The sequence below is a fragment of the Streptomyces sp. NPDC055966 genome, assembly GCF_042269865.1.
In the GTDB taxonomy this organism is placed as follows: Bacteria; Actinomycetota; Actinomycetes; order Streptomycetales; family Streptomycetaceae; genus Streptomyces.
In genome coordinates, this window is sequence record NZ_JBHJYK010000001.1 from 460,331 (window position 1) to 473,417 (window position 13,087).

Genomic DNA, 13,087 nt, shown 5'->3' on the forward strand with positions numbered 1-13,087 from the left:
CTCAGCCCTTCCCCAGCAGCAGCCGGGCCTCGCCGACCGTGATGACAGAACCGGTGACCAGCACGCCACCGCCCGCGAACTCGCCCTCCTCCTCGGCCAGCGTGATCGCGGCCTCCAGGGCGTCCGGCAGCCGCGGCTCGACCTGGACGCGCTCCTCGCCGAACACCTCGACGGCGATCGCGGCCAGCTCGTCCGCGTCCATGGCCCGCGGGGTGGAGTTCTGCGTGACGACGACCTCGGCGAAGATCGGCTCGAAGGCCTCCAGCAGGCCGCGCACGTTCTTGTCGCCGCTCGCGCCCACGACGCCGATCAGCCGGGTGAAGTCGAACGCCTCCCGCACGGCCTCGGCCGTGGCCGCGGCGCCCGCCGGGTTGTGCGCGGCGTCCAGCACGACGGTCGGGGAGCGCCGTACGACCTCCAGCCGGCCCGGGGAGGACACAGCCGCGAAGGCCTTGCGGACGGTGTCGATGTCGAGCGGCTGCGCGCGCTGGGCACCGACGCCGAAGAACGCCTCGACGGCGGCGAGCGCGACGGCCGCGTTGTGCGCCTGGTGGGCGCCGTGCAGCGGGAGGTACACCTCGGGGTACTCGCCGCCCAGGCCACGCAGCGTGAGCATCTGCCCGCCGACGGCGACCTGCCGCGCCACGACCCCGAACTCCAGCCCCTCGCGGGCCACGGTGGCGTCCACCTCGACGGCCTTCTTCAGCAGCACCTGTGCCGCGTCGACCGGCTGCTGGGCCAGGATCACCGTCGCGTCCTGCTTGATGATCCCGCTCTTCTCACCGGCGATCTCGGCGGGCGTCTCGCCCAGCCGGTCCGTGTGGTCCAGGTCGATGGGCGTGATCACGGCGACGTCGCCGTCGATGACGTTGGTGGCGTCCCAGGAGCCGCCCATGCCGACCTCGACGACCGCGACGTCGACGGGCGCGTCCGAGAAGGCGGCGTACGCCATGCCCGTGAGCACCTCGAAGAAGGACAGCCGGAAATCCTGCGCGGCGTCGACCATCTCGACGTACGGCTTGATGTCCTGGTACGTCTCGATGAACCGCTCGGCGGAGATCGGGGCGCCGTCCAGGCTGATCCGCTCGGTGATCGACTGCACGTGCGGGCTGGTGTAGCGGCCGGTGCGCAGCTCGAAGGCGCCGAGGAGGGCCTCGATCATGCGGGCGGTGGAGGTCTTGCCGTTCGTGCCCGTGATGTGGATCGAGGGGTACGAGCGCTGCGGCTCGCCGAGCAGGTCCATCAGCGCGGAGATGCGGCTGACCGAGGGCTCCAGCTTGGTCTCGCCCCAGCGGCCGGCCAGCTCCGTCTCGACCTCGCGCAGGGCCCGGTCGACCTCAGGGTCCTCGGGCCGCCCGGGTACCTCGGCCTGCGGCTGCCCGCCCTGGGTGCGCAGCGTACGGCTGCCGGCCTCGATCACCGCGAGGTCGGGGTCGCGCGTGGTCTCGGCCTCGACGAGTTCGTCGAAGCTGTCGAGAGGGTCGGGCCGGTCGTCTTCGTGCGGGTGGTCGCTCACAGGGTCAGTCTACGGAGGGGGAGTGACAAAGGGTGCGGCGGCTTGTACGGCCGCGGGCCCGGCGTCTGTTCGACACCGGGCCCGCGTTCCTCCGCGACGGCGGAGACCAGTCACTCGATCAAGCTGCCGGCAGCTTCTCCAACTGGGCCGTGATCCGCGCGATGTCCTCCTCCGCCTTGGCCAGGCGGGTGCGGATCTTGTCCACCACGTGGTCCGGGGCCTTGCCCAGGAAGGCTTCGTTGCCGAGCTTGGCGTTCGCCTGGGCCTTCTCCTTCTCGGCCGCGGCCAGGTCCTTCGCGAGGCGCTTGCGCTCGGCCGCCACGTCGATCGTGCCGGAGAGGTCGAGGGCGACCTCGGCGCCGGCGACCGGGAGGGTGGCCGTCGCGGTGAACGAGTCACCCTCCGGCTGGAGACGCAGGAGCTGGCGGATGGCTGCCTCGTGCGGCGCCAGCGCCGTACCGTCCAGGGTCAGGCGGGCCGGGACGCGCTGGCCGGGCTGGAGGCCCTGGTCGGCGCGGAAGCGGCGGACCTCGGTGATGACCGACTGGAGCGACTCGATCTCCTGCTCGGCCGCCCGGTCGCGGAAGCCACTGTCCTTCGGCCAGTCGGCGATCACGATCGACTCGCCGCCCGTCAGCGTCGTCCACAGCGTCTCGGTGACGAAGGGGACGACCGGGTGGAGGAGCTTCAGGGTGACGTCCAGGACCTCGCCGAGGACGCGCTTGCTGACCTCGGCCGGGGCGCCGCCCGCCATGAAGACGGTCTTGGACAGCTCGACGTACCAGTCGAAGACCTCGTCCCACGCGAAGTGGAAGAGGGCGTCGGAGAGCTTGGCGAACTGGAAGTCCTCGTAGAACGCGTCGACTTCGGCGACGACCGAGTTGAGGCGGGAGAGGATCCAGCGGTCCGTGGCGGACATCGCGGCGGCGTCCGGCAGCGGGCCTTCCACCGTGGCGCCGTTCATCAGCGCGAAGCGGGTGGCGTTCCAGATCTTGTTGGCGAAGTTGCGGGAGCCCTGGACCCAGTCCTCGCCGATCGGGACGTCGACACCGGGGTTCGCGCCGCGGGCGAGCGTGAAGCGGAGCGCGTCCGAGCCGTACTTGTCCATCCAGTCCAGCGGATTGACCGCGTTGCCGAAGGACTTCGACATCTTCTTGCCGAACTGGTCGCGGACCATGCCGTGCAGGGCGATGGTGTGGAACGGCGGGGTGCCGTCCATCGCGTACAGGCCGAACATCATCATCCGGGCGACCCAGAAGAAGAGGATGTCGTAGCCGGTGACCAGGACGGAGTTCGGGTAGAACTTCGCCAGCGACTCGGTCTGTTCGGGCCAGCCCAGGGTGGAGAACGGCCACAGGCCGGAGGAGAACCAGGTGTCGAGGACGTCGGTGTCCTGGTGCCAGCCCTCCGCCTCGGTGCCGGGCGGCTGCTCGTCCGGCCCGACGCAGACGACCTCGCCGTTCGGCCCGTACCAGACCGGAATCCGGTGACCCCACCACAATTGCCGCGAGATGCACCAGTCGTGGAGGTTGTCGACCCAGTCGAAGTACCGCTTCTCCATCTCCTGCGGGTGGATCTTGACCTTGCCCTCGCGGACGGCGTCACCGGCCGCCTTCGCGAGCGGGCCGACCTTGACCCACCACTGCATCGACAGGCGCGGCTCGATGGTGGTCTTGCAGCGCGAGCAGTGGCCGACGGAGTGGACGTACGGCCGCTTCTCGGCGACGATCCGGCCCTCGGCGCGCAGCGCGGCGACGATCGCCGAGCGGGCCTCCAGGCGGTCCATGCCCTGGAAGGGGCCGTGGACCGTGATGACGGCGTGCTCGTCCATCACCGTGCGGGACGGCAGGTCGTGCCGCTGGCCGATCTCGAAGTCGTTCGGGTCGTGGGCCGGGGTGACCTTGACGGCGCCGGTGCCGAACTCCGGGTCGACGTGCTCGTCGGCGACGACCGGGATGGAGCGGTCGGTCAGCGGGAGCCGGATGAGCTTGCCGACGAGGTGCTTGTAGCGCTCGTCCTCGGGGTGGACGGCGACCGCCGTGTCACCCAGCATCGTCTCGGCACGGGTCGTGGCGACGACGATGGTGTCGTCCCCCTCGCCGTACTTCATCGAGACCAGCTCGCCGTCGTCGTCCTGGTACTCCACCTCGATGTCCGAGATGGCCGTCAGACAGCGAGGGCACCAGTTGATGATGCGCTCGGCGCGGTAGATCAGCTCGTCGTCGTAGAGCCGCTTGAAGATGGTCTGGACGGCCTGCGAGAGGCCCTCGTCCATGGTGAAGCGCTCACGCGACCACGCGACGCCGTCACCGAGGCGGCGCATCTGCCCGCTGATCTGCCCGCCGGACTCGCCCTTCCACTGCCAGACGCGCTCGACGAAGGCGTCCCGTCCCAGGTCGTGCCGGGACTTTCCTTCCTTGCCCAGCTCGCGCTCGACGACGTTCTGCGTGGCGATGCCGGCGTGGTCCATGCCCGGCTGCCAGAGCGTCTCGAAGCCCTGCATGCGCTTACGGCGCGTCAGCGCGTCGATGAGCGTGTGCTCGAAGGCATGGCCCAGGTGGAGGCTGCCGGTGACGTTGGGCGGCGGGATGACGACGGTGAACGGCGGCTTCTCGCTCTTCGCGTCCGCCTCGAAGTAACCGCGCTCTACCCAGCGCTCGTACAGCGGCCCCTCTACATCGGCCGGCGCGTACTGGGTCGGCAGTTCGGGGTCGGGCGCGGGTGGCTGCTGCTGAGCGTTCTCGGTCACGGGGGTCAGTTTAGAGGTGTCACGGGGTGGTCCCGAAACGCGTTTGTTGTGTAACGGTGCGCACCCCGGTGCCATGAGTTCCCGGTGGCTGGTCCAGGATGTCTGGAACACATAAGCATCCAAGGGGGACCCCAGAGATGAGCAACAACCAGCCGGGCCCGTACGGCCAGCCGCCCCAGCAGCCGGGTCCGTACGGCCAGCCGGGGCAGCCGGGTCCGTACGGTCAGCCGGGGCCCTACGGCCAGCCGGGGCAGCCGGGCCCGTACGGCCAGCAGCCGCAGGCTCCGCAGCCCGGCTACGGCTACCCCCAGCAGGCCCCGCCGGCCGCCCCGCCGCAGCCGGGTTACGGCTACCCGCAGCAGGGCGGCGTGCCGCCGCAGCCGAACCCGTACGGCCAGCAGCCGGGGCCTTACGGTCAGCAGCCGTACGGGGTGCCGCAGCCGCCGGCCGCCGGGGGCGGTGGCAAGAAGGCGGCCGTCATCATCGGCGCGGTGGCGGTCGTGGCGGCCATCGCGGTCGGGGCGTACCTGGTGATCGGCGGGGGTGGCGGCGGGGGTTCCGTCGCGGACGACGGTGCCCACAAGCTGGTGGCGCCGCAGTCGGTGATCAACGGCACCTACACGAAGAACGCCGACGCCGGCTCCTCGGACACCATGACCGACTCGGACCGCTCGGACTTCGAGAAGTGGGGAGTGAGCAACCCCCAGCAGGTGACCGGTGTCTACGAGAGCGGCACGGGGCTCACCAAGAAGGGGCTCAACTTCAAGGGCGTGTACGGGACCATCAAGGATCCGGAGGCGGTCGTCGATGCCATGTTCGCCAAGGCCAAGGCGGGCTCGGAGAAGAACCAGAGCGACGACTCCGGCTTCCAGGGCAAGCTGATCGGCAGCCCGCAGACCGTCAACCCCTCGGGCCTCTCCAACGCCGTCATGAAGTGCCAGGTGGCCCAGCTCGACACCTCCGGCTCCGCGCAGTCCGGGGTGCCGAAGACCGTGAAGATGCCGGTGTGCATCTGGGGTGACCACAGCACCGTCGCCCTGGTCACGGCGTACAGCGTCGCCTCCATCGCCTCGGGCGACGGCGGCACGGTCGACGACACGGCGTCGATCGCGGCCAAGCTGCGCAACGACGTGCGCGTCAAGGCCTGACACCGTCGGCCGTCAAAACGGAAGGGCCCCGGACGGTTCGCCGTCGGCAGGGGCCCTTTTCCGCTACGCAGGCGGCGGCGTACGGCCTTTCCAGCCCCTGAGGGCGCCCGACGCAGGTGCGTCGGGCGCCCTGTTTCGCAGAGCTGCTTACGCCGACTTCTGCTCCCCCGAGCCCCGGCCCCGCGAATCCCGCGGGATCAGGGTCGGGTTGACGTTGGAGAGGACGACGTCGGCGGTGATGACGACGCGGGCGACGTCCTTGCGGGACGGGACCTCGTACATCACGCCCTGGAGGACTTCCTCCATGATGGCGCGCAGGCCGCGGGCGCCGGTCTGGCGGAGGATGGCCTGGTCGGCGATGGCCTCCAGGGCCTCGCGCTCGAAGTCCAGCTCCACGCCGTCGAGTTCGAAGAGGCGCTGGTACTGCTTGACCAGCGCGTTGCGGGGCTCGACGAGGATCTTCAGGAGTGCTTCGCGGTCGAGGTTGTGGACCGAGGTGATCACCGGGAGACGGCCGATGAACTCCGGGATCATGCCGAACTTGACCAGGTCCTCCGGCATGACGTCCTCGAAGACGTCCTTGGACTCCAGCTCGCGCTTGGAGAGGATCGTGGCGCCGAAGCCGATGCCCTTGGCGCCCGCACGGGCCTCGATGATCTTCTCCAGTCCGGCGAAGGCGCCGCCCACGATGAACAGGACGTTCGTCGTGTCGATCTGGATGAACTCCTGGTGCGGGTGCTTGCGGCCGCCCTGGGGCGGGACCGAGGCCGTGGTGCCCTCCAGGATCTTGAGCAGCGCCTGCTGGACGCCTTCGCCCGACACGTCGCGCGTGATCGAGGGGTTCTCGCTCTTGCGGGCCACCTTGTCGATCTCGTCGATGTAGATGATCCCGGTTTCGGCCTTCTTGACGTCGTAGTCGGCCGCCTGGATCAGCTTCAGGAGGATGTTCTCGACGTCCTCGCCCACGTAGCCCGCCTCCGTGAGCGCCGTGGCGTCGGCGATGGCGAAGGGGACGTTGAGCATGCGCGCCAGGGTCTGCGCGAGGAGGGTCTTGCCGGAGCCCGTCGGGCCCAGCAGGAGGATGTTGGACTTCGCCAGCTCGATGGCGTCGTCACGGCCGCTCGCGCCGCCGTTCTCGCCCGCCTGGACCCGCTTGTAGTGGTTGTACACCGCGACGGAGAGGGCCTTCTTCGCCGCCTCCTGGCCGACTACGTAGCCTTCGAGGAACTCGTAGATCTCGCGGGGCTTGGGCAGTTCCTCCCAGCGCACCTCGCTGGTCTCCGCGAGCTCTTCCTCGATGATCTCGTTGCAGAGATCGATGCACTCGTCGCAGATGTACACACCGGGCCCTGCGATGAGCTTCTTGACCTGCTTCTGGCTCTTGCCGCAGAACGAGCACTTGAGCAGATCGCCGCCGTCACCGATGCGTGCCACGGTGTGCTTCCCCTTCGCCTGGGAGACGACCGGACGCTTTCGAGTCCAGCGGCTCCTGGTGCTGCCTTATGTCGACGGTACCTTGCCGGGCCCCGTGTTCGGGCCCCCCTTGGCAGGGTTCACTTTGACGTGCACCGCGCCAAGAGGGGCTCAGAGTATGCCGCTCCGCGTCAGCGGACCGCGGCGTTGTTCAGCTTGCGGGTGGAGATGATCTGGTCGACGAGGCCGTATTCCAGCGCCTCCTCGGCCGTGAGGATCTTGTCGCGCTCGATGTCCTCGCGGACCTTCTCGATCGGCTGGTTCGAGTGCTTGGCCAGCATGTTCTCCAGCTGCTCACGCATCCGGGTGAACTCGTTGGCGATGATCTCCAGGTCGGAGAGCTGGCCGCGGCCGGTCGAACCCGCCGGCTGGTGGATCAGCACGCGCGAGTTCGGCAGCGCCATGCGCTTGCCGGGCGTTCCGGCGGCGAGCAGGATGGCCGCGGCGGAGGCGGCCTGGCCCATGCAGACCGTCTGGATGTCGGGCTTCACGAACTGCATCGTGTCGTAGATCGCCGTGAGGGCGGTCATGTCGCCGCCGGGGCTGTTGATGTAGATCGAGATGTCCCGGTCCGGGTCCATCGACTCCAGGCACAGCAGCTGCGCCATGACGTCGTTGGCGGAGGCGTCGTCGATCTGGACGCCCAGGAAGATCACGCGCTCCTCGAAGAGCTTCGCGTACGGGTCGTACTCGCGGATGCCCTGGGAGGTGCGCTCGACGAAGCGCGGGACGACGTAGCGGGCGTCGGGGCGGGGCCCTTCGTACATGCCGCTGGCGGCGCCGGAGAAGCCGGAGAAATTGGTCATGGGGTTCACCGTCCTGGTGGCGTTCGGGGGGCTGGGGTCTCGGCGGTGCGTGGCGTGGCCGGGCCGGTCAGGCACCGGTGCCGCCGCCTCCCGGAACACCCGAGGCGTGCGTGATGATCTCGTCAATGAGACCGTACTCCTTGGCCTCTTCCGGGGTGAACCAGCGGTCGCGGTCGGCGTCGCGGAGGATCGTCTCGACGCTCTGGCCGGAGTGCTGCGCGGTCAGCTCGGTCATCGTCTTCTTGGTGCGCAGCAGGTACTGGGCCTGGATCTTGATGTCCGAGACCGTACCGCCCAGGCCGGCGGAGCCCTGGTGCATCATGATGTCGGTGTGCGGCAGGGAGAACCGCTTGCCGGCGGTGCCGCCGGTGAGCAGGAACTGGCCCATCGAGGCCGCCATGCCCATGCCGATCGTGACCACGTCGTTCGGGATGTACTGCATGGTGTCGTAGATCGCCATGCCTGCCGTCACCGAGCCGCCGGGGCTGTTGATGTACAGGTAGATGTCCTTGTCGGGGTCGGCGGCAAGGAGCAGCAGCTGTGCGGTGATCTTGTTGGCGATGTCGTCGTCAACCTGCTGGCCGAGGAAGATGATCCGCTCGCCGAGCAGCCGGTTGTAGACCTGGTCGCCGAGGCCACCACCGATGGAAGGCTCGCCGGCGGCGGAGGGCATCAGATTCGTCACGTATCCACCTGCTCGTCTTACGACGGCGCCGGGCCGTCTCATTGTTCTGCCTTTCATGGACCCTAACGCGATGCTCCCTTCCGGGAATCCCGCAGATGACGGTGTTCGCCGGGGGCGTAGCGGCTCCGCCGGGTGCCGGGTGCCTTCTCGCCGTTGGATGTGCGGTGCGCCGGCGGCTGCGGGTCCGTTGTGGCTTGTCGCGCCCACCCGGCGGAGCCGGATGTCGACACCGCCCGCGCCCCTTGAGGTCGGTCAGTCCCCAGGTACGACGAACGGGCCCCCGGGGCGGAAGTGTCCCAGGGGCCCGTCGTACGCGCTTCAGAGGCGCGGCAGGGCCGCTCAGCCCTCGGTCTTCTCCTCGGAGGCCTCGGAGGTCTCCGACGCCTCGGCGGCCTCGGTCTCCGTCTCCTCGTCCTCGTCGTCCAGGTCGACGATCTCGCCGTTGGTGTCCTTCACCGTGGCGGCCTCGACCACGACGGCCAGGGCCTTGCCGCGGGCGACCTCGCCGACCAGGAGCGGCACCTGGCCACCCTCGACGACGGCCTGGGCGAACTGGTCGGGGGACATGCCGGAGGAGGCGGCGCGCCGCATGAGGTGCTCGGTGAGCTCCTCCTGGTTGACGTTCAGCTGCTCCTTCTTGACCAGCTCGTCGAGGACGAACTGGGTCTTGATGCCCTTGACCGCGGCCTCACGGGTCTCGGTCTCGAACTCCTCGGCGGTCTTGCCCTGGATCTCCAGGTACTTCGCGAGGTCGAGGCCCATCTGGCCGAGCTGGTGGTGCTCCAGGTTGTGCTTGCGGGTGTTGACCTCGTCCTCAAGCAGCTTCTCGGGGACCGGGACCTCGACCAGCTCCAGGAGCTTCTCCAGGACGCGCTCCTGCGCCTGGGTGGCCTGGTCGAACTGCTTCATGTTGGCCAGGCGCTTGCGGCTGTCGGCCTTCAGCTCGTCCAGGGTGTCGAACTCGGAGGCGAGCTGCGCGAAGTCGTCGTCCAGCTCGGGGAGTTCACGGGCGGCGACCTGGGTGACCTTGACGGTGACCTCGGACTCCTTGCCGGCCGCGGAGCCGCCCTTCAGCTCGGAGGTGAAGGTGGCCTCGCCACCGGCCTCCAGGCCCTTCACGGCGTCGTCGATGCCGTCGAGCAGCTCGCCGGAGCCGATGGTGTAGGAGACGCCGCTCGCGATGCCGTCCTCCAGCACCTCGCCGTCGACCTTGGCCTCCAGGTCGATGGTGACGACGTCGCCGTCCTCGGCGGCGCGCTCGACCGGGGAGGTGGAGGCGAAGCGCTCACGGAGCTGCTCGACCGACTTCTCGACGTCCTCGTCGGTGACCTCGACGGCGTCGACCTCGACCTCGATGCCGGAGTAGTCCGGGATCTCCAGGGCGGGGCGGACGTCGACCTCGGCGGTGAAGTTCAGCGTCTCGCCGTCCTTCAGCTCGGTGATGTCGACCTCGGGCTGGCCCAGCGGGTCCAGCTCGGCCTCGTTGACCGCCTCGGTGTAGAACTTCGGGAGCGCGTCGTTGACCGCCTCCTCCAGCACCGCACCGCGACCGAACCGCTGGTCGATGACCCGGGCCGGGATCTTGCCCTTGCGGAAGCCCTTCACCGTGACCTGCTGGTTGATCTTCTTGTACGCCGCGTCGAGGCTGTCCTTGAGCTCCTCGAAGGGCACCTCGACAGTGAGCCGAACCCGGGTCGGGTTCAGGGTCTCCACGGCGCTCTTCACGGTTCGGTCTCCTTGTGGCTGACTTCTTGGTTTCTGCCGGAGCCAGACAGGTCCGGCGGATTCGCCGCCCGGAGGAGTACGTAGGCCATGGGGCCGGGACACACGGGCGCGCAGCTTGCATAGTAACCGCAGCCGGTCAGCGCCCCAAAAGGCGATCATCGCGACCGATCGTCACGACGTCGTGAGCCGGTGGTCGGGGTGGCGGGATTTGAACCCACGGCCTTCCGCTCCCAAAGCGGACGCGCTACCAAGCTGCGCCACACCCCGTCTGGTGCGACACGTAGGGTACATGCCCCGGCCGCCCGCGTCGGCCGCATTCTTCGGGGCGGCGCACGGGAGGGCTCGCCGGGGCTCGCGGGAGTCCGCCGGAGCGCCGGAGCGGAAGCCGTTGGCCTCGGCGCCGGGCGACCCGCTACGATGCCTCCAGTGCCGAGGTCACCGACCTGCGGCGCACGCTTGCGGGCGTAGCTCAATGGTAGAGCCCTAGTCTTCCAAACTAGCTACGCGGGTTCGATTCCCGTCGCCCGCTCTGTATGCCGAAGGCCCAGTCGAGAGGACGTCCTCCTCCGTCTGGGCCTTCGGTCGTCCCGGGGCCGCTCAGAACTTGATCGAGTTGATGGACTGCGCTATCGAGTCCAGGAACCGTGTGATGGAGGGGGCCATGCCGGTGGAGGCCAGGAAGAAGCCGAAAAGCATGGCAACGATGGCGGGGCCCGCCTTGATGTTGCCCCCGCGGATCAGCACCACCAGGATGACCGCCAACAGCAGCACCACAGACAGTGAAATGGCCACAACTGATCACACCCTAGGTCGGTCCGCTCTCCCGGCCCGGGGGTACGGCCCGCACCCCCGCCAGAACCATCGTGCCACCAACAGGGGCACCCTATGCGGCCTGTGACGGAACGTCGGGGATACATCAGGGGCGGGGTGCCGGATACCGGACCGGTCCGAGCGATGCGGTACACGGTAATTCGGCCACCGAGACCGGACCGACTCCCCTGGTAATTACCCTACTTCGTTTCCACCTCCACACATCTCGTGCGCAGGTAATTCGAATTGATCGCACAGAGCCGCAATATGCCCCATTTAGTGGGGATGAATCGGGACATCTAGGGTGAACCAACGATCCAAGCGCATGTAAATCAGGGGACATTCGAAGACATTAACCAGGAATGCCTGGGCGGGTTTTACGAAATTCCACAGCCGAGGCTAGGGTGCCTCAGATGTTCGATGCCGCCTCGCCTCTCGGTCACTTCCGCAGGGCACTTCCTCCGTCGCGCGAGCCGGCGGACAGGGTGCCCGGTCCGCGTACCCCGGCCGGTGCGCAGGAGCGGCAGCCTCCCGCCGGGAGACCGGGCGCATCGCGCGACGCGTTCTTCGACAACGTCAAGTTCCTGGCGATCGTGCTGGTGGCCGCGGGCCACTCCTGGGCGCCGCTCAAGAGCGACAGCCGCGTCCTCGAAGGCCTGTACAACGTCGTGTACACCTTCCACATGCCGGCCTTCGTCATCATCTCCGGCTACTTCTCGCGCAGCTTCGACATGCGCCCCGACCGGCTGAAGCGCCTGGTCACCGGGATCGCCGTGCCGTACGTCGTGTTCCAGACGGCGTATCTGCTGTTCCGGCACTTCGTCGGCCACTCCCCCGAGCCGTTCGACCTCGTCTCCCCCTGGTACCTGACGTGGTTCCTGTGCGCGCTGTTCGTCTGGCGCCTGAGCAGCCCCCTGTGGAAGCTGGTGCGCCGGCCGGTGCCGGTCGCGCTCGGGATCGCCGTGGTCGGCTCGGTCTCCGTGGGCACCGGGGGCGCCCTGGACCTGGGACGCGTCCTGCAGTTCCTGCCCTTCTTCGTGCTGGGCCTGAAGCTGGAACCCGAGCACTTCGCCGCGCTGCGCCGCAGGTGGGTGCGGATCGCGTCGGTGCCGGTGGCCGCGGCGGCGCTGGCTGTCGGCTGGTGGACCGCGCCGCGCCTGGACGACAACTGGTTCTACCGGGAGAGCGCCGCGCAGAATCTGGGCGCGCCGTGGTGGACCGGCCCGCTCATGACGCTGGCGCTGTTCGCCTGTGCGCTGCTGCTGACCGCCGTCTTCTTCGCGTGGGTGCCCCGGCGCAGGACGTGGTTCACCGCTCTCGGCGCGGGCACGCTGTACGGCTATCTGCTGCACGGCTTCGTGGTGAAGACCGCCACCTACGGCGGCTGGTTCGACCACGCCTGGCTGCACGGCCCGCTCGGCGAGATCCTCGTGACGCTGCTGGCCGGCTCCGTCGTCACGCTGCTGTGCACCAGGCCGGTCCAGCGGGTCTTCCGCTTCGCGATGGAGCCGAGGATGGAGTGGGCGTTCCGGCAGGACGCGGCCGAGCTCTCCCGCGAGCGGGAGAAGAAGGAGAGGGCGGCGGCCCGGGAGTCGGTCGCCGTCTAGGAGGTCGGGGGCGGGGTCGGCGAGCGGCGACGACGCGGCTGGGGGTTCGGCTCACTCCTCGCCGAGGCCGAGGAGCGCGCGCATCGCCGCGTACTTCTCGGTCAGTCGTCCGCGGGTCGGCTCGGCCAGGACCGCGAGGCGCTCGGGGTCGGCGTTGTGGGCCAGGTCGGCCTCCTTCACCAGGCGCGCGCCCGGGGTGGCGAGGATCCGCCGGGCGTACGCCGCCGGCTCCTCCCCCGCCCGCTTGGTGAGGGCGTCCACGATGGCCTTGGTGCGCTCGGTCAGGGCGGCCGCCGCCAGCCACTCCCGGCTGAGCGCGTCGTCCTCGACGGCGTCGTGCAGCCAGGCCGCCGCGATCTGCTCCGCGTCCCCGCCGCGGACGCGCACGCCCTCGGCGACGGCGGCGAGGTGTCCGGCGTACGGCCGTCCCGCCTTGTCGGTCTGCCCCGCGTGGGCGGCCCGCGCCAGGGCCTCCACCTCGGCGAGCGTCAGCAGGGCCGCGGGCGCGGACGAAGGCGCGGCCACCGGCTCGGGCACGGGCGACGACGCGGGCGTGGGCTGTGTCATC

At 69.3% G+C, this 13,087-nt stretch carries 10 protein-coding genes and 2 tRNA genes; 3 read left to right on the top strand and 9 right to left on the bottom strand.

The genetic code is table 11. The features are described 5' to 3' along the window. Window position 1: 1 nt before the first annotated feature. Both ACFC8N_RS02145 and ACFC8N_RS02150 read right to left on the bottom strand, forming a co-directional pair. Window positions 2–1,516 (bottom strand): folylpolyglutamate synthase/dihydrofolate synthase family protein, encoded by a 1,515-nt coding sequence (locus ACFC8N_RS02145; RefSeq protein ID WP_356022789.1) that lies wholly within the window; start codon window positions 1,514–1,516, stop codon window positions 2–4. A 118-nt stretch (window positions 1,517–1,634) separates the two neighbouring features. Beyond that, the gene (locus ACFC8N_RS02150) at window positions 1,635–4,265 is read right to left on the bottom strand and encodes a valine--tRNA ligase (protein ID WP_376285539.1); all 2,631 of its coding nucleotides are present in this window, start codon (window positions 4,263–4,265) and stop codon (window positions 1,635–1,637) included. Window positions 4,266–4,402: 137 nt separating this feature from the next. Between ACFC8N_RS02150 and ACFC8N_RS02155 the strand changes: the two genes are divergently transcribed. After that, window positions 4,403–5,413, top strand: a complete 1,011-nt coding sequence (locus ACFC8N_RS02155; RefSeq protein WP_356022794.1) for a hypothetical protein — start codon at window positions 4,403–4,405, stop codon at window positions 5,411–5,413. 147 nt (window positions 5,414–5,560) lie between these two features. Here ACFC8N_RS02155 and clpX read toward each other — a convergent pair whose 3' ends face one another. The 5 genes from clpX to ACFC8N_RS02180 form a co-directional block, all read right to left on the bottom strand. After that, window positions 5,561–6,847, bottom strand: coding sequence for an ATP-dependent Clp protease ATP-binding subunit ClpX (clpX, locus tag ACFC8N_RS02160; protein WP_071374342.1), 1,287 nt, complete (start codon window positions 6,845–6,847; stop codon window positions 5,561–5,563). Between the two features lie 170 nt (window positions 6,848–7,017). Next, window positions 7,018–7,692 carry an ATP-dependent Clp protease proteolytic subunit gene (locus ACFC8N_RS02165; protein WP_356022796.1) on the bottom strand — a complete coding sequence of 225 codons (675 nt, stop codon included), beginning with the start codon at window positions 7,690–7,692 and terminating at the stop codon, window positions 7,018–7,020. 67 nt (window positions 7,693–7,759) lie between these two features. Next, on the bottom strand, window positions 7,760–8,365 hold the full coding sequence (locus ACFC8N_RS02170; RefSeq protein ID WP_351026752.1) for an ATP-dependent Clp protease proteolytic subunit: 606 nt from the start codon (window positions 8,363–8,365) through the stop codon (window positions 7,760–7,762). Window positions 8,366–8,716: 351 nt separating this feature from the next. After that, window positions 8,717–10,102: a trigger factor gene (gene tig / locus ACFC8N_RS02175; RefSeq protein WP_376285544.1), complete on the bottom strand. Its 1,386-nt coding sequence runs from the start codon at window positions 10,100–10,102 to the stop codon at window positions 8,717–8,719. A 190-nt stretch (window positions 10,103–10,292) separates the two neighbouring features. Then, a tRNA-Pro gene (locus ACFC8N_RS02180) sits at window positions 10,293–10,369 on the bottom strand. Between the two features lie 191 nt (window positions 10,370–10,560). Here ACFC8N_RS02180 and ACFC8N_RS02185 point away from each other — a divergent pair. Then, window positions 10,561–10,631: transfer RNA gene (locus ACFC8N_RS02185), tRNA-Gly, on the top strand. Window positions 10,632–10,699: 68 nt separating this feature from the next. Here the strand turns inward: ACFC8N_RS02185 and ACFC8N_RS02190 are convergent. Then, window positions 10,700–10,894, bottom strand: a complete 195-nt coding sequence (locus tag ACFC8N_RS02190; protein WP_356022800.1) for a hypothetical protein — start codon at window positions 10,892–10,894, stop codon at window positions 10,700–10,702. A gap of 431 nt (window positions 10,895–11,325) precedes the next feature. On the opposite strand from ACFC8N_RS02190, the gene ACFC8N_RS02195 reads away from it, so the two are divergent. Then, the gene (locus ACFC8N_RS02195) at window positions 11,326–12,519 is read left to right on the top strand and encodes an acyltransferase family protein (RefSeq protein ID WP_376285547.1); all 1,194 of its coding nucleotides are present in this window, start codon (window positions 11,326–11,328) and stop codon (window positions 12,517–12,519) included. A gap of 51 nt (window positions 12,520–12,570) precedes the next feature. Here ACFC8N_RS02195 and ACFC8N_RS02200 read toward each other — a convergent pair whose 3' ends face one another. Beyond that, on the bottom strand, window positions 12,571–13,086 hold the full coding sequence (locus tag ACFC8N_RS02200; protein ID WP_376285550.1) for an HD domain-containing protein: 516 nt from the start codon (window positions 13,084–13,086) through the stop codon (window positions 12,571–12,573). Window position 13,087: the final 1 nt, after the last annotated feature.